Origin of the sequence: Proteus terrae (genome assembly GCF_003144325.1) — a bacterium.
Classification (GTDB): Bacteria; Pseudomonadota; Gammaproteobacteria; order Enterobacterales; family Enterobacteriaceae; genus Proteus; species Proteus terrae.
Map to the genome: position 1 here is coordinate 250,320 of NZ_PENS01000001.1, position 20,540 is coordinate 270,859.

Annotated in this window: 12 protein-coding genes; 5 read left to right on the forward strand and 7 right to left on the reverse strand. The window is 37.3% G+C overall.

What is annotated here, in order from left to right; translation table 11 throughout:
• Positions 1-1,015: 1,015 nt before the first annotated feature.
• Positions 1,016-1,444 (reverse strand): TonB system transport protein ExbD, encoded by a 429-nt coding sequence (gene exbD / locus DK857_RS01090; protein WP_075674386.1) that lies wholly within the window; start codon positions 1,442-1,444, stop codon positions 1,016-1,018.
• A 6-nt stretch (positions 1,445-1,450) separates the two neighbouring features.
• Entirely contained in the window at positions 1,451-2,485 is a 1,035-nt protein-coding gene (gene exbB, locus DK857_RS01095; RefSeq protein WP_109393212.1) for a tonB-system energizer ExbB, read from the reverse strand.
• A 330-nt stretch (positions 2,486-2,815) separates the two neighbouring features.
• On the opposite strand from exbB, the gene metC reads away from it, so the two are divergent.
• Complete coding sequence (gene metC, locus DK857_RS01100) at positions 2,816-4,006, forward strand: cystathionine beta-lyase (RefSeq protein WP_109401326.1); 1,191 nt, start codon at positions 2,816-2,818, stop codon at positions 4,004-4,006.
• Between the two features lie 125 nt (positions 4,007-4,131).
• Positions 4,132-4,800, forward strand: coding sequence for a DedA family protein (locus DK857_RS01105; RefSeq protein WP_088493737.1), 669 nt, complete (start codon positions 4,132-4,134; stop codon positions 4,798-4,800).
• Between the two features lie 168 nt (positions 4,801-4,968).
• Here the strand turns inward: DK857_RS01105 and DK857_RS01110 are convergent, their stop codons facing one another.
• Positions 4,969-5,751 (reverse strand): class I SAM-dependent methyltransferase, encoded by a 783-nt coding sequence (locus tag DK857_RS01110; protein ID WP_109401327.1) that lies wholly within the window; start codon positions 5,749-5,751, stop codon positions 4,969-4,971.
• 180 nt (positions 5,752-5,931) lie between these two features.
• On the opposite strand from DK857_RS01110, the gene DK857_RS01115 reads away from it, so the two are divergent.
• From DK857_RS01115 to DK857_RS01125, 3 genes are all read left to right on the forward strand, one after another.
• Positions 5,932-7,089: an iron-containing alcohol dehydrogenase gene (locus DK857_RS01115; RefSeq protein WP_109393209.1), complete on the forward strand. Its 1,158-nt coding sequence runs from the start codon at positions 5,932-5,934 to the stop codon at positions 7,087-7,089.
• A gap of 27 nt (positions 7,090-7,116) precedes the next feature.
• Entirely contained in the window at positions 7,117-7,947 is an 831-nt protein-coding gene (dkgA, locus tag DK857_RS01120; protein WP_109401328.1) for a 2,5-didehydrogluconate reductase DkgA, read from the forward strand.
• 208 nt (positions 7,948-8,155) lie between these two features.
• Positions 8,156-15,271 carry an Ig-like domain-containing protein gene (locus DK857_RS01125; protein WP_109401329.1) on the forward strand — a complete coding sequence of 2,372 codons (7,116 nt, stop codon included), beginning with the start codon at positions 8,156-8,158 and terminating at the stop codon, positions 15,269-15,271.
• A 70-nt stretch (positions 15,272-15,341) separates the two neighbouring features.
• Here DK857_RS01125 and DK857_RS01130 read toward each other — a convergent pair whose 3' ends face one another.
• The 4 genes from DK857_RS01130 to DK857_RS01145 are packed head-to-tail and all read right to left on the reverse strand — an operon-like array spanning position 15,342 to position 20,430.
• Entirely contained in the window at positions 15,342-16,568 is a 1,227-nt protein-coding gene (locus DK857_RS01130) for a RhtX/FptX family siderophore transporter (RefSeq protein WP_109393206.1), read from the reverse strand.
• Between the two features lie 12 nt (positions 16,569-16,580).
• Positions 16,581-17,987 carry a PepSY-associated TM helix domain-containing protein gene (locus DK857_RS01135; protein WP_157957584.1) on the reverse strand — a complete coding sequence of 469 codons (1,407 nt, stop codon included), beginning with the start codon at positions 17,985-17,987 and terminating at the stop codon, positions 16,581-16,583.
• A complete protein-coding gene (locus tag DK857_RS01140) occupies positions 17,984-18,238 on the reverse strand; it encodes a hypothetical protein (protein WP_109393204.1) in 255 nt (84 codons plus the stop codon). Before DK857_RS01140 ends, DK857_RS01135 begins: the two co-directional genes overlap by 4 nt.
• The gene (locus DK857_RS01145; protein ID WP_109401331.1) at positions 18,238-20,430 is read right to left on the reverse strand and encodes a TonB-dependent siderophore receptor; all 2,193 of its coding nucleotides are present in this window, start codon (positions 20,428-20,430) and stop codon (positions 18,238-18,240) included. The genes DK857_RS01140 and DK857_RS01145 overlap by 1 nt, the downstream gene beginning before the upstream one ends.
• Positions 20,431-20,540: the final 110 nt, after the last annotated feature.

A 20,540-nucleotide genomic window follows, 5' to 3' on the forward strand; every position in this document is an offset into this window, starting at 1 on the left:
TCTATTTCTTTTTTTTGTGAGAATAGATAAAAGAAGTGGTCAAAAATCTAAAAATTTGAAAAATGCTTTGTTAACTATTTGTGTTTTTTAATCAGGCAAACCCCCACTGATAGCAAGCAATAAAGTGGAAGTAAGCACAAAAATGGTACACAACAAAGCACAAACTCTGAAGATCTTGATTTAGAAGTGATAGGAACGATAGGAACGATAGGAACGATAGGAACGATAAAATAATAAGAACAACGGATATAACACTCAAAATAAAAAAGCCATAACACCGAAATGTTATGGCTTCTAAATTTATTAAAATAATAAAATGCTATGTGTAGTTCTCTGCCTTTCACGCTTTATTTTACTCACTGCTTATCAAGGATAAGAAGTGATTTGAATAAGTAAATAAAATCTACTTACCTGAAATTGGAATGACTGAAAACAACGGTCTACCTGGTGCAATAAAAAATAAGTATCCAAATACGGATAACTTAGATAATAAATAAATTAGGCGTTTTAACACGTTACAAAATATTTCAATTTGTAACGTGAATGCATTATATCCAATAAGATTTTTTGCGCAAGTTTTTTTACACTTAAATGAAATTGACATAAAGACATTATAAATCACAAGGTTATAGGAAAATTTAACTTTAAAAAGTTGATTTCAACAAATCTAAAAATGAAAAAAAATGGAGAGTTAATGAATATTAATGTTAAGAGAGTTCAAATAATAGTATCTACTTAGCATTAATTGATTCAGCCAGCCATTACTCAATAAACTTAATTAATTATTTATTCTGTAACTTAATCTACCTATTATTAATATTATTTAATACTAAAGTTAAATTTTATTCTAACTCAATTTTATTAATAATATTGATAACCACTAAAAATGGTAAAAATATAAACTCTGTTTCTTCTATACAAGAAAAAAGCACTTTATTCATCATTTCACAACGACAAATAAAGTGCTTTTAAAATAGCGTAATAATACTTAGATAAATAGCTTATTTACTAAATTTTAACCGCCTGTAGAGACCGTTTCCATTCCCACGAGTCCAACTTTGAGATAACCTGCTTTTCTTAGCGAATCCATGGCCGACATTAATGTTTCGTAATCAACCGTTTTATCCGCTTGGAAAAAAATTGTTGTCTCTTTGTTTGCTTGTGTCATGGTATCTAACACATTCGCCATCGTTTCATGAGTGACCATCTCTTCACCAATGAAAATTTGTTTATCCGACTTAATCGTTAAATAAACAGGCTTTTCAGGGCGAGGTTGTGGTTTTGCACTTGAAGCGGGTAAATTTACTTTTATATCAACAGTAGCTAAAGGTGCCGCTACCATAAAGATAATGAGCAGAACCAACATGACATCAATAAAAGGCGTCACATTGATATCATGCAATTCATTATCATCACCTGAATCATCACCAAGACGCATTGCCATAATTCATTACCTTGCTTTGCTGTTTTCGATATCTAAATCACGGCTGACTAATGTCACCACACCCGTTGCGATATCACCAATTTCACCACGATAACCCGCTATCATACGAGCAAAAATGTTATAGATAATAACCGCTGGAATTGCCGCAATCAGACCAATAGCAGTTGCTAATAGCGCTTCGGCAATACCTGGAGCAACAACCGCAAGGTTTGTCGTTTGAGAATGAGCAATACCGATAAAGCTATTCATGATCCCCCAAACCGTACCAAAAAGACCGATAAAAGGAGAAATTGCACCAATTGTGGCTAAGTAACCATTACCGCGACCTAATTCACGGATAATGGCTGCAACGCGACGTTCCATTCGCATTTCAACACGCTCTTTAATACCTGAAGCCACTTTACTTTCTTGAGAGTAAGTACGCTCTAATTCTGCATCATTAAAGAAATCAGCGGTTGCACTTTTATTACCAAATTTTTTGCTAATCGCTAACGCATCGTTAAGCGATTTAGCTTCAACTAACTGAGCAGTCTCATTTCTTAAGCGACGACGCAGTGAAATCAAATAGCTTCCTTTCGCGAAAAATAGTGCCCAAGTGACAATAGAGGCTAACAATAAGCCAATCATGACACTCTTAACGACTAAGTCTGCATTACGGTACATACCCATTACAGATAAATCTTCAGCAAATCCACCACCTGCAACCATTTCAGGTTGTACTTCTGATGATGTATTTTCTGTCGCTAAAGGGACATTTTCTGAATTCTCAGCCGTTGTTGCAGGTGTATTTTCACCTTCAGGCTTAGCTGTTTCAGTACCTACTGCTTTCACTTCATTTCCTGTTGTTGTGGCCGCAGTAGCAGTTTCTGGTGTGGCAGCTGCCGGTGTAGCAGTTGTTGGTGTAGCGGTTCCCTGTGTAGAAGCTGTTGAAGAAACGGCAGCAGTAGTTGGCTGTTCAGTTGGTGTGGCAGGAGTCGTATCTGCAAAAGCAGGGCCTGTCAGACCGATTGCCAATAGAATAGAAGCTGTCAAATTACGCATCAGTTGGCCTTTTACTCTCTTTTTTATCTATTTATTTATTCAGTAATGGCATCGTTGCGCCACTACTTACCCAAAATCGTTCACTTACAATCATCCTGTTTGCCATCAGGAAAGAGAAAACGCTCAAATGATATCAAACATGAAGCATTTTGATAGTAATTATCATTACTATTTGGCTATTTTTTTTTCATTTGTCGATTTTTAAGACAAATTATCGTTATTTCACGTAACGTGAAATTTTATCAACTACCCTGCAAGCCTTTTGTACTTATCCAAAAAATGAATTAACTTGGGGGTAAACACACCATCAATTAAAAGAAGGTATTAAGGATGACGCTAAAAAAACAAGAAACCTCACTCCTCCTTTCTGGTCGAGCTAAAAAATATTCCCAAGGCGCAGTAAATCCAATTATACAACGAACATCATCCGTTATTTTTGATTCCGTTGCACAAAAACGTGAAGCAACAAAAAAACGAGCAGAAGGTACGCTTTTTTATGGTCGCCGAGGCACAAACACCCATTTTGCCTTACAAGAAGCGTTAACTGAATTAGAGCAAGGCGTAGGCTGCGCACTATTTCCTTCAGGTGCAGCGGCGATTACGCAATCTATACTCGCATTTGTTGAGCAAGGCTCTCATATTCTTGTTACAGGTTCTGCCTACGATCCGACACAAAATTTTTGTGATCAGATCTTACGTAAATTCTCAGTCACAACGACCTACTTTGATCCTTTAATTGGCAAAGAGATCAGCCAATTGCTACGCCCTGAAACAAAAATTGTTTTTCTTGAATCTCCGGGATCAATCACGATGGAAATTCACGACCTACAAGGAATAGTCAATTCAATTCGCCAATATAACCCTGAAATCATTATTATGATTGATAACACTTGGGCGGCAGGACTACTGCTTAAACCACTGACATTAGGTGTCGATATTTCAATTCAATCTGCCACAAAATATATTAATGGTCACTCTGATGGCATGTTAGGTTTTGCTGTAGCTAATGAACGCTGTTGGGAACAGTTACGAGAGAATACCTATTTATTAGGTCAATGTGTTGATCCTGATACGGCTTATATGACAGCAAGAGGATTAAGAACACTGCCTGTAAGAATGAAGCAACACGAACAAAGTGCATTAGAAGTCGCTCGCTGGTTAAAACAACACCCTTTAGTTGATAATGTTTATCACCCTGCATTAGCTTCTTGTCTAGGACATGAATATTTTCAACGTGATTTCTCAGGTAGTAACGGCTTATTCTCTTTTAGTTTAAAGAAAATCTTAACGCCTGAAGAATTTGCACATTTCTTAGATAACTTCTCATTATTTAAGATGGCATTTTCATGGGGAGGATTTGAATCTTTAATTTTAGGTTATCAACCCAATGATATTAAAGCGATGCGCCAATATGAAACTCAGCCAACATTTACCGGAACACTATTTCGCATTCATATTGGATTAGAAAATGTAGATGACCTTATTGAAGATCTAGAGCAGGCGTTTTTACGTATTTCTTAATCAGGAATGAATTTTTTATTAAAAATAACCTATCCCTGTGGCTCCACAGGGATTAAATCAAACTGTTCTCTTTATTTTGCGTTAGAATAGCGAACATAAAGTCCTTTTTTAATGCGAGTTCGCTAATGGGTACATTAAAAGAGATAATTCACGCACTCATGCAACACGATTATATGGTGTTGGCTAATCCTAATGTGCTGTGGGTTATCTATATTGTTCTTTTTGTTATTATTATGCTGGAAAACGGGGTATTACCCGCCGCATTTTTACCAGGAGATACACTGCTTATTCTTTGCGGTGCCTTAATTGCAAAAGGTGTTTTACACTTTTTCCCGACTATCATTATATTAGGTACTGCCGCTAGTATTGGGAGTTGGCTCGGCTTTTTACAAGGCCGATGGCTAAGTGATACGAAGGTAGTTAAACGTTGGATGGCTCAATTACCAGAGCAATATCACCATAAGGCAAATGATCTCTTCCATCGCCAAGGTTTATATGCGCTATTACTGGGTCGTTTTATTGGGTTCGTACGTACATTATTACCTACCTTGGCAGGTTTATCTGAATTAAAGCAACGTCGCTTTCAAATATTTAACTGGTTAAGTGGCTTCCTATGGGTAGGGATTATTGTTTCTTTAGGTTATGTGCTAAACCTTATTCCATTTGTACAAAAGCATGAAACACTTGTCATGAATATCTTGATGACATTACCAGTATTGCTTTTAAGCGCAGGTTTAATTGGTTCTATTGTGATGTATATTCGCCATCGTAAAAATAGCGCCAGCAGTAAGTAATTAAAAAAAGACGCCATTATTTAAATCTAGAATAATGGCGTCTTTTATGTATTATCTGATACTGCAATAAAAGTTCAGTTGTTCATTGTCTTATCTCCATATCAATTAATATCTGACTAAAATCCCATTTATATTAATCACAATCATATTCTTCCTAGCTCTATTTTTTTAAAGCTTAATGGCTTTTGACGCAAGAAACGTTGGAATATAACTATCAACTAAGAAACGAGCATGAGGAGCAAAATCTTCAACAAAATCCTGTAATAAAAAACCCGCTGTTAATTGCCCGCCAATAAGATCAGTCAAAGAGTGTCCAAAGACCAGCCCATCACCTCTTGCTACTTTTTCTTGCAGAATATCCGAAGGTAATGAGCCTCGATCGCTATAAGGTAAGCGGTAAATTGGTCTCATTAATCCCTGTGAACGTAATTGCGGATCTCTATCATCAACAAATACAACAGGATTATAAAAGCTCGCCATTAGTACACCGTCTTTTTTCAAAACACGGTAACACTCTTGCCAAACAGGATTTACATCCGGTACATACAGATTTGAAATAGGGTGAAAAATAATATCAAAACTTTCATCAGCAAATGCGGTTAAATCAGCCATATCACCCTGTGCTGTTACCAAACCTAACTGATGCTTTTGTGCCAATTGGCGATCTTTGTCTAATTGACCTTCTGATAAATCAAACACAGTCACAATGCCACCTGCAGCCGCCAAGATAGGCGCTTGTTGTCCACCAGCAGAAGCTAAACAGAGTATTTTTTTATCTTTAATATCCCCTAACCATTCGCTTTTTACAGGGCTTGGTGTTAAATGTACTTTCCAGTCACCTTGCTTTGCCGCGATAATTTCTTCATCGCTCACAGGCTTAGACCACTGATTTTCCATTGCGGCTTGTTTATCCCAATGCTCTTGGTTTAATGTTAAATAATGACTTTCCATATTACTCCTTATAAATTAGCTACAATTTGAATTGCTGTAGTCACTAAGAGAAATAATTCATCTCTTATTTCTACAACCCTGTAGTTATAGGTATGTCAGACTATCTAGTCTAGGCACAATGGAAAACTTTTTCCTGATTAATTGTCATACTTCAGAACATCGAATTAAGGTGGAAACAAAATGCAAAACTTTACTTATTACTCGCCCACTCGCCTTCATTTTGGTCAAGGACAAATAGATAAACTTCGTTCTGAAATTGGAAAACATGAAAGAATTCTACTGACTTATGGTGGCGGTAGCATTAAGCGCAATGGCGTATTAGACCAGATTTATACCGCGCTTCCAGGCTATCAAATTCATGAGTTTAGTGGCATTGAACCAAACCCATCTTATGAAACACTCATGAAAGCGGTTTCTTATGCCAGATATCACGGTATCACGCATTTATTAGCAGTGGGTGGCGGTTCCGTTATTGATGGCACAAAATTTATTGCAGCAGCAATACCTTATCACGGTGAACCTTGGGAAATCGTAACCAGTCGCGGTAAAGTGGTCGAAAAAGCAATACCGTTAAGCTGTGTATTAACACTTCCAGCAACCGGAACAGAAACCAACAGTTTCTCTGTTATCAGCAAAAAACAGACAATGGATAAACAAAGCTTTGCCAGCCCTCATGTTTACCCTCATTGCGCTATTTTAGATCCAACAACCACTTATTCTTTACCACCAAGACAAACTGCCAACGGTGTTGTTGATGCTTTTATTCATATATTAGAGCAATATCTCACTTATCCAGTGAATGCTCGTGTACAAGATGAATATGCAGAAGGCCTTTTACGTATTTTAATTGATCAAGGGCCAAAAGCGCTGACGTCACCTACAGACTATGATATCCGTGCTAATATAATGTGGACAGCATCACAAGCGTTAAATGGTATCCTTGGTGTTGGTGTTCCTCAAGATTGGGCTACGCATGCATTAGGTCACGAACTCACGGCTTTACACGGACTTGATCATGCACAAACTCTCGCCATCGTTTTACCTGCATTATTAAATGAAAAACGTCAGGCTAAATATGGCAAGTTAATCCAATATGCACAAAAAGTTTGGGGTATAAACCAAGGTTCAGATGCTTTTAAAATTGAAACTGCGATTAATGAAACTCGAAAATTCTTTGAATTAATGGGACTTAGAACTCGACTGGCTGATTTCAAAATCGGTGAAGAAGATATTCCTGCATTAGTGCGAAAGTTGGAAGAGCATGGACAAATTGCACTGGGTGAGCATCAAGATATCACATTAGAAGTCAGTCAACGTATTTATACAGCGGCACTCTAAGTACTTTTTGCGACTCTGGAGATAGAAATGGATAAACCTAAACTGATCAAATTATCTGATGGAAATGTCATCCCACAACTTGGTCTTGGTGTTTGGAAAGCAGATAATCATCAAGTTGTTAAAGCTATTCATCACGCACTTGATACAGGCTATCGCCTTTTTGATACGGCAGCGATTTATCATAATGAAGAAGGCGTAGGCAAAGCGTTAAAACAGACCACTGTTCCCCGTGATGAACTTTTTATCACAACGAAATTATGGAATAACGATCAGACTCATGCTCGTGGTGCCATCTTAGAAAGCCTCCAGCGTTTGCAACTTGATTATATTGATCTCTATTTAATGCATTGGCCTGTACCTTCACGAGAGCTTTATGTTGAAGCTTGGAAGCAAATGATTATTTTGCAAAAAGAAGGGTTAGTAAAAAGCATTGGTGTATGTAATTTTAAAGAAGAACATCTGGAACGGATCATTACTGAAACAGGTGTAACTCCTGTGATTAATCAGATTGAAATTCATCCTTTAATGCAGCAAGCACCGTTAAGAGCATGGAACACAACTCATAATATTGTCACCGAATCTTGGAGCCCATTAGCACAAGGTGGTGAAGGCGTCTTTAATCAACCTATTATTCAAAAACTGGCTGAAAAATACCATAAAACCCCAGCACAAATTGTTTTACGCTGGCATTTAGACAGTGGACTTGTGGTTATCCCAAAATCAGTTACACCTTCTCGTATTGAAGAAAACTTCCATATTTTTGATTTTAAATTAGAAAAAGAAGAGGTAGCTGAAATTACCGTTCTTGAACAGAGAAAACGTTTAGGCCCTGATCCTGACACTTTTGTCGATATTTAATTTCTGCTATTCAATTAAAAGGTCCATAGAATTAATTTTCTATGGCCTTTCTATAACAAAATATTCCGCTCTCTTTTATACCCATTTTTATTTTTTGATCTGATTTTTTTATATATTTATAAATTAATTAATTCACGTTCACTTTCTGATATCTAATACATCTATAAATACGAGAATCTCATCATTATTTATTACGGTGAGTTTAAAGATGATAAAATTTAAAAGTGGACTAACACCTCAACTTTCTTCTATTACAAAGAAAGTTGCTTGGTTTAATATCTTTATTCAATTAGCATTTCCCATCTCGGCAACGCTCCCTGCCAACGTTTTCGCAAAAGAGAATATCCAAGAAAAACAAACTATTAATTTGGTAAAAAAAAGAAACACTTATCAGGTTCAAAAAGATGACACGCCTGAATCTATTGCAAAAAAATTTAATATAAAATTATTTAGGCTTATTGAAGCGAATCCTGATTATGTCTCTTTAGTCGGTAAATTAAAAATAAAAGAAGGTATTACGCTTAATATACCTAATGAGCCTTTGTTGACAAAAAAATGGCTAAATAACCATCAAGACACGTCTATTCCAATCACAAACGAGCAAGAGCTTGCACAAATTATTGTTGCTAACTCATCTTTGTTAAATAAAGATACTGACGCAACACAATATGCAATAAGCCAAATATCAAGCAGAGCCAATCAACAAATAGAACAATGGTTAAATCAATTTGGTCATGCTCAAGTTTCACTTTCAACAGATAAAAAATTCACCTTAGAAGGAAGCTCCGCTGATCTTCTTATCCCACTCTATGATAGTGAAAAGAATTTATTTTTTTCTCAAACCAGTTATCACCGTAAAGACTCTCGAAGTCAGCTAAATCAAGGTATTGGTTATCGGTATTTTACTGACAAATTTATGGTGGGTCTTAATGCTTTTTATGACTACGATTTAAGCCGATATCACAGCCGTTTGGGTGTGGGCACTGAAGTATGGCGAGACTATTTTAAGTTAAGTGCCAATCACTACCATCGTCTATCTAATTGGAGAACCTCTGACGATGTTATGGATTATAATGAGCGCCCTGCTAATGGTTGGGATATCCGGACAGAAGGTTACTTGCCAGCTTATCCGCAATTAGGCGCAAAGCTTATTTTTGAACAATATTACGGGAAAGAAGTCGGTTTATTTGGCAAAGATAATCGCCAAGAAAATCCTCACGCTTATACGGCAGGACTCATTTATACGCCAGTGCCTTTAATTACCTTCGGTGCTGAACGTCGCTTTGGTTTAAATGATAATAGTGATGATAAGTTTGATGTAAATATCCAATATCGCCTTGGAGAATCCCTCTCTTCACAGCTTAATCCAGATAATGTCCGTGCAACGCGTTTAATGTCAGGAAATCGCTACGATTTCGTAAATAGAAACAACGATATTGTTCTTGAATATAAAAAGAAAACCTTAGTATTCCTGTCTATCACACCGACAATTAGTGGTTACGCAAAAGAAGAAAAAGATTTAGGTGTGCAAATTCGCTCTAAATATCCCGTTAAACAGATTGAATGGTCTGCGAGTCGCTTAATCGCCAATGGTGGTAAGATCCAACATAATAATAATCTTAGCTACTCAATCATTCTTCCTCGCCATATTGCGGGTTCATCTGAAAAAAACAGCTACACAGTAAGCGCCGTTGCGATTGATGAACAAGGTAATCGTTCAGATCCGGTACAGAGTAAAATCACCGTTGATCAGTCTGCAATTAATACACAAAATAGCCAATTTACGCCAAAAACAACACAACTACCTGCCGACAATCATTCTGCACAAAATTTGACTTTATCAATTCTCGATAATGATAAGCTTCCCGTTGATATCGATATAAAAAAACTTTCATTAAATATTCAATCTGATGATCCCGCTGGCAATAGTCGAGTTTCAAGTTTCAGTCGAATTGATACAGGAAAATATCAAGTCACAATCACCGCTGGAAGTACTCCTGAGATCGTGACATTAACGCCAAAATTTAGAGATAACTTTTTTAATCAAGCTCAAGTGACTTTTGTTGCTGATACGCATTCCGCCATTATTGCTAAAGGTGGATTAACCGTAATTAAAAATCACGCACCAGCCGATGGTAAAAGCCAAAATAAAATTCAAGTTATCGTAACAGACATTAATGCTAATAGAATTCCTAACTATCCCGTGTCTTTTACTGCTGATAATGGTGCAACGATTATTGGCCAAACGAACACTGACGCTGAAGGTAAAATTATTGTTCCAATCACCAATACGCATATTGGTAAAAGCATTATTAATGTCAGTGTTAAAAATATTACCTACTCAACTAATGTTGATTTTATTGCCGATATTAACTCAGCAAGAATAAATACTTTTACTATTAATCCAAATAGTTCATTTGCCAATGGCACGGATGAAAAGTTAATTGCCTTCAATGTTATTGATAAAAATAACAACCCTGTTCCCAATACGAAAATTCAATTATCTGCTGATAATCAAGCACAACTTAAAGAAACTGAAATAGTAACGGATAATCAAGGCAATGCATCAACAACGATGACCAGCAAAATAGCAGGTACAGTCACTGTAATCGCACAGGTCAATAATATTTCGACACAAAAGACAACGCAATTTATTGCCGACCTATCCAACGGTAAAATTATTTCCGTAACACCATCAGCACCACCTTATATTGCTGATGGTAAAACAACCGTAACGTTTACCGCTGTCGTTGAAGATAAGAATCACAACATTTTACCGAATGCGAAAATCATTTGGTCTACTAATCGTGATCAACATATTGTTTCTATTAATGAAGTTTCAACAACAAATAACCAAGGTATTGCTCAAACGACAGTGACTAGTACTCAAGCCTTTGATGTTATTGTCATGGCTAGACTCAGCAATGAATCATTAGATGCGCTACCCATTACTTTTATTGCCAATAATCAACAAGGTTTAATCTCTTTAACCACAAATAAGACAGAATTAATTGCAGACAATAAAGAGCAAGCAATACTCACCGCAGTGGTAAAAGATAAATTTGGTAATAAATTACCTAACGTCACTGTTGAATGGCAATCTAGTGCCTCAACCACACTCGATAAACAAAAGAGTGTGACTGATAATCAAGGACAGACAACCAATCAAATTCGAACCAAAAAAGCAGGTGTGACAGAAATTAGTGCCACTCTTTCAAATAAAGAAAAAGCGCAAGTTACATTAACCGCTATTGCCGATCCAAATAGCGCCAATATTGTCTTAACCACTGTAAATAACAAAACAGATGCGGTTGCAGACAATAACGATACGATTACCTTAATGGCGCATGTTACAGATGCTGAAAATAATCCATTAATAAAACAATCTGTATTCTGGAATTCAACCCATAATGTGTTGAGTGAGAATATGGTAAAAACTGATGATAATGGTGATGTACAAGTTGTGATAAAAGGGACGGAAGCACACCCAACAACTGTTACGGCAACATTGGAAAACAACAAAAGTACCACACAAGATCTTAATTTTATTGCTGGCCAAGTTAATGCATCACAAAGTACATTTTCGATTGATCCTCAATCTATCGTGGCAAATGGCAGTTCCTTCGCAACAGGGACAATTACTCTAAAAGATAAATTCGGTAACCTTGTTCCGAAACAAGAGAAATTTATTGCTCTCTCTGGTGATAACACCACCATCAAATTTAGCGCACTCAAAGAAATCGATACTGGCATTTATCAAACAACCATCAATGGTAGACAGGAAGGTATTAGTCTTATTACCGCTCAATATGCTAATGCAAGTAACCGTTTTAATTTAACTCAACCTCTTGGTTTTATTGCTGATAAACAAAATGCCATAATTAATGCGGTTAATGTTATCGCACCTTTTGATGTCACCGCAAATGGTACTGATAAAGTCATCATTCGTGCAAAAATTGTTGATAAACAAGGTAATCCAAGTATGGAAGGTATTGCTGTGGGTTGGTTAACCTCACTAGGTAAACTTTCGTTGCCTATCAGCAAGACAGATAAAAATGGGATTGCAGAAATTACCTTAAGTAGTACACAAGCGGGTACAGCACAAGTTACAGCGATGCTCGATAGCCAACAATCTCTTGATGCTGACCATTTGATTAACTTTAACACTGATGTGGTTTCTGCCGATAAGTCTCAACTATCACTTATCCCCAACACCATTATTTCTGAAACAGGTCGTTCTCAAATTACTTTAACGCTAAAAGATAAATACGATAATTTATTAACAGGGTTAAAGGACAAAATCAGCGTTACCTATAGTGCTGATTTAACCGCAACCACAACAACATTTAATGAAATCTCCACTGGGGTTTATCAAGCACAAGTTAGTGCGTTGAAAGCAGGTCAAACAACAATCAGTGCCAAAATAAATTCAGTGACACTGACACAAACTGCACTATTGACGGTTCTACCTAATAACCTGACAGCCAAAGTCGATAAGTTTGTGATAAGTAACACACAACCTCATGCAGGCGACACCATCACTTATCACGCTTATATTAGCGATAAAAATGATAATCCCGTTAATAGTGGCGTTAGCGTAACATGGGCAAGCGATAAAGATAGCTTACTCGCTAAACCACTAACATTTACAGATAACAATGGTATTGCTGAAGTTAAATTAACACGTGATCCTGCGGGTATTGCTAAAGTTAATGCAGTATTAGTTTCAGGTAGCTACCCTGCTCCCGATGTCAATTTCGTAGCCGATGATGTTGATGAAAATAGTTCAGAAATTAACTTAATTCCAGCAACAATCGTCGCCAATGGCACAGATAAAGCACTGCTGACTTTAACGATTAAAGATAAAGGCGGTAATATTCTGCCAGATCAGCAAGTTGAGGGAATATCTAATAACCCAACCATTCAATTTAGCTCAGCCAAACAAGTCTCTCCGGGCCATTATGAAATTGAAGCAACAGGCACTAAATCAGGTACAGCACAATTAAGTGTTAAAGTTAATGGCGTTGATTTCAAAAAACAAAAAAACTTACAACTACGTGCTGATGCCACAACTTGGCAAGTAAAATCCGTCGATGTCGATAGAACAAGCATCATTGCTGGAGATAACGGTGTTAATTATCAAGCAACCATTGTGGATGCTAATGACAATATATTGCCTAACGTTATTGTGTCATGGAAGTTACAGGGATTAGCTGATGACTATGACTTTAGCACCTATACCGATACAAAGGGTATTGCAAGAACAAAAGTCACCAGCACTGTGGCGGGTATATTGAAAATGAGTGCTTATCTTGATTTAAATAATCATAAGCCAATTCAAGATGTCACTGTAACTCCTGCTGATATTGATGCCAATAAATCAACCTTTAGTAGCAATCGCCAATCAATAGGAGGTGATGATAAAGATAGCGCCCTACTAACTGTGAACTTAATGGATAAATACAGTAATACTATTGATGGTAAAACTGTTTCGGTTAAAGCCACCAGTGGTAGACCTAACTTTAGTGATAACCCACTAAATTCATTAGGAAAGGGTGAATATCAAACTAATCTTACTTCAAATGTTAAAACAGATATTATCTTAACAGCTGAAGCAGAAGGATTAACCATTGCAAAACCATTAACCATTAAAGTGACAATCCCTAAGCCCGATATTATTTTTGATAAACAAATCCAGCAAGAGACCTACGCTTCAGCACCTATCAACGCACTAAGTTATACGGGATTACCTAATAATATTAACGTGATGTGGTCTAGCTCCGATCCAACAATTGCCTCTATTGATACAACTAGCGGCAATATTTCGATGAAGAAAGCAGGTACAGCCATTATCACACTACAAACATCAGGTAATGATCAATATCAACCAGCTCAAAGTAGCTATCCTTTAGTCATTGAAAAAGCAGCACCTATTTTACAATCATCTTCATCGGGTACGATTAAATCTGTATGGAATGATGGAGTTACGCATACCGTTAACGCCACTTTTGGTAATGCAGACGTAAAAAATATTCCTTTATATTATGTCAGTGACGATCAACGTATAGCCAGCGTTGATACACAAGGAATGATTACAGAAGTGAAGCCTGGCAAAACCAAAATACACATCAAAAGTGATGCGACGGATCAATTTCTAGCAGATGCAGTGGCCATTGATTACGAACAAGATAAAGGAATACTCTCAATCACTTTTACTAAAAATAACATTATCTTATCTGAAACAGACACTAATATTGATGTACAACAACCAACAACACCATTACCTAAAGAGGCACAAGGTGTCTGGTCAGCAAAAGATCCTAATATTGTCGCGATAAAAGAAAATGGAACCATTATTAAAATTACTTCAGGCACAACAGACATTATTTTAACATCAAAAGAAAATGACTATTTTTATGAATCAAAAGGAACTTATTCTGTTGATATAAGAAAAGTGCCTCATATTACTATTAATTCTGTAACGCGCAGGATTGATAACAATAAAAATGCACAAACCATACCGACTATAAACACATCGATAAATTGGACCCCTGTTTATGAAAATGACTCATTAACTTTTTCCTGGCAACCGCCTGATACAACCACAAGTAGTTATGATGTCAATCTTGAACTATGGGATGGGGATCAAAAAACTAATCAAATCTTTGCTTATGATAAAACCCAACTTCTTGGTGGGCAAACAATCACAACTTCATTTAAGATTGATAAGAAATTATTTAAAAGTACTCAGCTTAAAATCAAAGTCATTGTATTTGATCTTTTCGATACAGATCTGAATACAAATACAGGTAGACAGTATGCAGTTTATTATCCACTAAATATTAAGCCCATCGCTCCTGAGTATATGGATTTTAGATTAGAAGGACGTATTATCTTTATTAATACAAATAATGGTGCGACAAGAGGAAGCTGTCAGGAGACAATATCAGATCCAACAACTCACGTTATTGCTGAGCCTATCTACACATTGGGTTCCGCCAATCAAATATTTCTATCTCCTGTCACTATCAGCCATAATTTAATCGATATTATAGGCGACTTTAGTCGAAGTACTGTAGATTATAATGATAAAACCATTGAGTCGGTTTCTGTTGACAATGCAAATCATTCAACAACCAGTCATAGTAACGCAATGAAGGAACAGTGCTGGACTCCGTTGGCGGGTACTCCTCATTCAGGGAGCGCAACTCTAGTAACTCACATAACAATCAATGATGTAGAGAAAACCTTTACTCAATCCGTGAAATGGAATGGAGATGGTAATCCATCCACGAATAACGTGGAAAAAATACTAAATCAATAATTCATTTTATTAAACAAAGAAAGAGCCCATTAGGGCTCTTTCTTAATTTAAAGCTGCTTTTTTAATAATCTCATTCTGTTAATTTATATCGCTCTTGATACCTTACGTTTACCAGTGTCACCAATAAAGCAAAGAGTGCAATCGCTGCGGCTAACCCGAAGCCTCCGCTATATCCAATCAGTGCAGTTAAACTCACTAACATCATTGCACACGCCATTTCCCCTATATCACGCATGCTTTGTACCGCAGTCATATCTGTACCTGCTTGATTATCCGTTGATGCAAAACGCATACCTGCGGTCATAATCGCCACAGAAGTGATCCCTGATGATAAAGAGCCTAAAACAATACATACAGCAACCATTGGAAGGTTAATCGTGCCCGTTGATTGTGAAAGCCATAATAATGAGGAGCCTAAAGCACACAGCAATCCGGCAGAAAAAGCTCGCCAAACACCGATTTTATTAATTAACCAAGCCCCACCACCGCAGCCAAAGAATAGAGTTACCATTCCTCCCATCATGCCCATTTTTCCGACATCAGCTAAAGACCAGCCACTGTCAGTTAAAAACAATTTTGCTAAACCAAAGCCTGAAACTGCGGTGACGGCTGAAAGCAATGTCAGGGTTAATAGTCTGATAGCTCCTTTTCTTCGTACCGTTTTTAATAAGCTTGCATTAGGATGATCACTGTTTTCCCCTGCTTCATATTTGGCTTTTTGTTGAAAGAGCGTAATTGATATCAAACTAATGGCAGGGATCGACGCAAAGAATAACAATGTATTTTGCTGCCCTAATGTATCGCTTAACATCATCATTCCAGCCCCTCCTAAGAAAAAGCCCCCCATCACGCCTGCAATTTGAATCGCATTAATTTTAGATAATAGTGTGCCACTCGCATGTTCAGCCGCCATTCCATCCGTCGCGATATCTTGTGTTGCACTCGCTAATGAAGCGATAGCTAATAAAGCCACACCCCATTTAGCCATCTCAACAGAAATACCTATTAATGCTAAAAGCAATAAACAAAACGTCACAATGATCTGCATAGGAATAATCCAGCTACGGCGACGACCTAAAGATTTAAACCAATAATTATCAACCACAGGTGCCCATAAAAATTTTAATACCCACGGTAATCCGACTAGTGGAATAAATGCGATTGCACTTAAAGCTGAGCCTTCTTGGCGTAATAATGTAGGCAATGCATCCATTGCAATTCCCATCGGAATACCTTGTGCTAAATAAAGTAAACCTAGCGTTATCACTAATTGCCGATGTTTTAATAATTCTTGCATAACAGACTCCAATTACTGTCTTTTTAGTAGAAAAAGACCCATCAAAAAATAGAAAACGGCACTGATCAACAAGGCACAACTTACCCACCACAAAGCAGCATGAGTTATAAATAAGTGACTAAAGACACTGATAAATAAAACCACGCTACTTATGGTTAAAATAAGAAAAGTAAGTTTGATCACTTGCGGATAAAGAAAATAAAAAAGAAGCGTTATTAACCAGATACTAAAAAAAGGCAGTATCTGTGATAACGCGGAGAAAATAGCGATAGGAATTAAACATGTGCTGGCAAAAATTAAGCCAATACAACTTCCTAACACTAAACGGGAACTGATATTAATGGGATTTTTTAATATCCAAATGACTAACCCACTAAAGGTTAATACACAGGCCATCATTCCCATTAGGCAATGAAGCACCGATAAACTAAAGTTTGCTGAGCCCGTCCATAAATATTGCCCATAATGCACAGGCTGAACGGCAATAAAAGCACGCGTCCAAAATGCCTGAGATACAGAACTTTTTTCTGTAATCCAGTGATTATCTAAACCAGAAAAAAAGAACTGCTCAAAATTTGCAGTGCTGGGTAAATATAAATGAGTACCACTGACTGTAATTTGCTGCTCGGCATCACCTTTATTTTTCCAATTAATAGCTTCAGGAATAAAGTCTGGTTTTTCTTGTGAAAGGTGAATTAACAATGAGCTAGGAGAAGATGCAGTAAACTCAGATGAAATGGGTGTTGATTGTCCCATTAATTTCATCATGACTTGTGCTGGTGCTTCTGGCTCCACATATTTTGCGAGCATTAATGTACCGAATGCCCCTAATCCTGATAATGCCCCCGTTAATGCAAACATTACGAGCCACGGATAACTCCATAATCCAATAACATTATGCAAATCAAAGAAAAACAGCCTACGCCCTTGATTAAAACGGAGTCGAAATAATTGATAGATTTTACGGTGATGAATAACAATGCCGGTTATTAGTAATAGCGCAAAAACAAAACCAAATAAGCTAATAAATAATCGCCCAGAAAAACCTACAAATAGATTTTTATGTAAATTAACAATAGGAGAGATAACCTCTCTTAAGCTAATTTCTTCACCTGTTTGTGCATTTAATTGTAGTGAACAATCCCCCATTCCTTGGCAGAAAGTAATAATAGGATGATCAATCGATGCTAATTTCACACTATTAAAACCGTTTTCACCTAAGAGGTATTCACCTTTTACTAATAACTGATCTAATGGCAATAATTCTTTATTTAACGGCTTAAATTGAGCCCATAAATTTAAATTTTCATGCGCTAATGACCATGTACCTGTAAATAAAATAACAAATAATAGAATGCCAAATAAGGTTCCTGTTTGACGATGAAGTTGTGAGAACTGGCGTTTTAATATCGCTTTCATAAAGTAAACTCCAACAATATTAAAGGTAAAGGCCACCAGCTCCATGCTCGCCAAAATACCTGTTTTCCATTCACTGAAAGCAAACTAAAACAGAGCATTCCACATAGAAATAAAACAGGTAAAAAGACGGCTGCATACAGACGATCAAGCGGATCTACACTGGGATAAAAGGTTGTTATCAGTAATGACAGCGTAATACTTCCGATTACGCTGCCTAAAACAGCACAACTGATCAGCAGTGCTTTTTGCATTAGAAATCAGCCTTGATATTCAACATCACATTACGAGGTTCACCGTAACGGTTATTCCATTGCGGAGAGAACAGGCTTGAGTAGTAACGCTTATCAAAGACGTTATTAATATTTAATGCTGCAGACCAGTTTTCATTAATTTGGTAGCCTAAACGTGTATTAAATATCGCATAGCCACCTTGGCGTAACGTAATTTCTCCGTTAGTTTTGCTATATTCACTTTGTGCTTGAATACCACCGCCCACGCTCCATTTACGTGCATCCCAAGGCAATTGATAGTTTGTCCACGCTCTGATCATATGACGAGGCACTAATGAGTTAAAACTATTGCCTTTATTAAGGGTGTCTTCTTTATATTCTGTGTCAGTGTAGGTATAACCGACAGAGAGATCCCAAAATGGCGATAAATACCCCATTCCTTCAATATCAAAGCCTTGGCTAACAACTTTGCCACCACTAATAAGATAGGTATTAAAACCACCACCAGGATGTGCAGGATCTTCTTGTGGATTATTTTTCATATCAATACGGAAAACCGCGGCGGAGACGTTAAGCCCACCATTCATCAACGCACCTTTGAATCCCGTTTCAACAGTTTGTCCTTCTACTGGTTTTAACATTTCACCACTCCAAGTTTTCCCTGTTTGTGGTTGATAAACCGTAGAATAACTGCTGTACCATGACCATTGAGGTGCAAAGTCCCAAATCAAACCACCATAAGGCGTGATTTTTCCATTTTCAGTGAACTTAGCTTGCGGTTTTGTCACTTCCCACCAGCTCGCTCTTGCGCCTGTAACCAACGTAACAGGCTCAATAAGCTTGATCCGGCTCATTCCATAAACGCCAGTTTGTTCTGTTTTTGTCGCACCTTGAGAGGAATAGCCCGTTACTTGTGGTTTCGGCACACTATGAGGATCCCAACGATAAACATTCACAGGGACATTGAGAGGATCTTTAAATTGCCCTGTATGCTGTTCCTCGCTAGCTTTCGAGTAACTCATCCCTACTATCACATCATGCTGCAATCCCCAGCCACTGAGTTTTCCTGTGACATTGGTATCGAGACTTGTTTGATAGTTATGGAACTTGTAAGCGCCGCCCATCAGCATGGCTCCATCACCCGTTTCAGGATCAATATTTCCCCATGCTCCTGCATACAGCAAACGCGCTTTAGCATATTGATAATCAGCATTTATTTTAAACAGCCAATCATCATTAATTTGATGTTCAATTCCAGTAAATAGACGTGTGGTATCCCATTTGAATTTATCCCAATCAGCATCTAAATAGGTTTTACGAGAAAGATGTAAATCGCTCCCATCTTTCCCCATTGGCACACCAGCCATATTGGTGATGGAATTGATTGTTTGATATTGAATACCTGTGCGTAATAGCGTGTTAGATGTTAAATCAGCATCAACAGTGGCATAAATTAAGCGTGTTTTTTGATCTGAAATATTGTAGAAGAAATCTTTATCTTCCCATGCCATTACAACTCGACCACGGACACTACCGTCTTGATTTAAACGCCCGCCCACATCGACTTCACCGCGATAACGGTTCCAACTTCCAGCCGTAAATGTTGCTTTTAATTGATCGTCTAAAGGTGCATGTTTACGTACCATATTGACGGTTGCCGCAGGATTCCCCATTCCATGCATTAATCCGTTAGAGCCTTTTAAGATCTCAACACGTTCATAAACAGCCATATCTTGCGGCGAACTTGCCATATTTCCCATTAAAGCAGGAACACCATCAAGCTCAAAAGAATTGATTTGAAAGCCACGAGCGTAATAAGCCGTTGTTAATAAAACAAAAGGTGCGCTAGTAACCCCATTAGCGCGAGTCATTACTTCATCAAGGGTATTTAAGTTTTGAGTTTCTATTTGCTCTCTGTCTATCACAGAGACTGTTTGAGGGATCTCTCTGGGCTTAAGTGCCATTTTACTTAATGTACTAACGCCTGGAGCAAGGTTATCGCGGTGTTGTGCTGTGCTTTCCGTCACCACCAAAACATCGACTTCTTTATTATTTTCTGTTGCTGTATTAGCGATAGCAGAAAGTGAAAATAAAGCGGTAGAACACAAAATAGCGCATTGTGTTAATGCCAATTTATTTTGTGTGCGTTGATTTAATACTGGTGATAATTTCTGTGTTTTATCTAAGTCAGCTAAAGAAGAAATGTAAACCATACCTATCCCAAAATATTCAAATGATAATGGTTATCACTCTATCAATTTTGGGATTAAGGTATTTTCGATTGCCAAATTATCTCTTTCGATTGCCAATCGATATTACGCAA

Bases quoted from the DNA above. Each gene is read 5' to 3' on its own strand.
- DK857_RS01140 (WP_109393204.1), bottom strand. From the start codon at position 18,238: ATGCAAAAAGCACTGCTGATCAGTTGTGCTGTTTTAGGCAGCGTAATC.
- exbB (WP_109393212.1), bottom strand. From the start codon at position 2,485: ATGCGTAATTTGACAGCTTCTATTCTATTGGCAATCGGTCTGACAGGC.
- exbD (WP_075674386.1), bottom strand. From the start codon at position 1,444: ATGGCAATGCGTCTTGGTGATGATTCAGGTGATGATAATGAATTGCAT.
- metC (WP_109401326.1), top strand. From the start codon at position 2,816: ATGACGCTAAAAAAACAAGAAACCTCACTCCTCCTTTCTGGTCGAGCT.
- DK857_RS01105 (WP_088493737.1), top strand. From the start codon at position 4,132: ATGGGTACATTAAAAGAGATAATTCACGCACTCATGCAACACGATTAT.
- DK857_RS01110 (WP_109401327.1), bottom strand. From the start codon at position 5,751: ATGGAAAGTCATTATTTAACATTAAACCAAGAGCATTGGGATAAACAA.
- dkgA (WP_109401328.1), top strand. From the start codon at position 7,117: ATGGATAAACCTAAACTGATCAAATTATCTGATGGAAATGTCATCCCA.
- DK857_RS01115 (WP_109393209.1), top strand. From the start codon at position 5,932: ATGCAAAACTTTACTTATTACTCGCCCACTCGCCTTCATTTTGGTCAA.
- DK857_RS01135 (WP_157957584.1), bottom strand. From the start codon at position 17,987: ATGAAAGCGATATTAAAACGCCAGTTCTCACAACTTCATCGTCAAACA.
- DK857_RS01125 (WP_109401329.1), top strand. From the start codon at position 8,156: ATGATAAAATTTAAAAGTGGACTAACACCTCAACTTTCTTCTATTACA.
- DK857_RS01145 (WP_109401331.1), bottom strand. From the start codon at position 20,430: ATGGTTTACATTTCTTCTTTAGCTGACTTAGATAAAACACAGAAATTA.
- DK857_RS01130 (WP_109393206.1), bottom strand. From the start codon at position 16,568: ATGCAAGAATTATTAAAACATCGGCAATTAGTGATAACGCTAGGTTTA.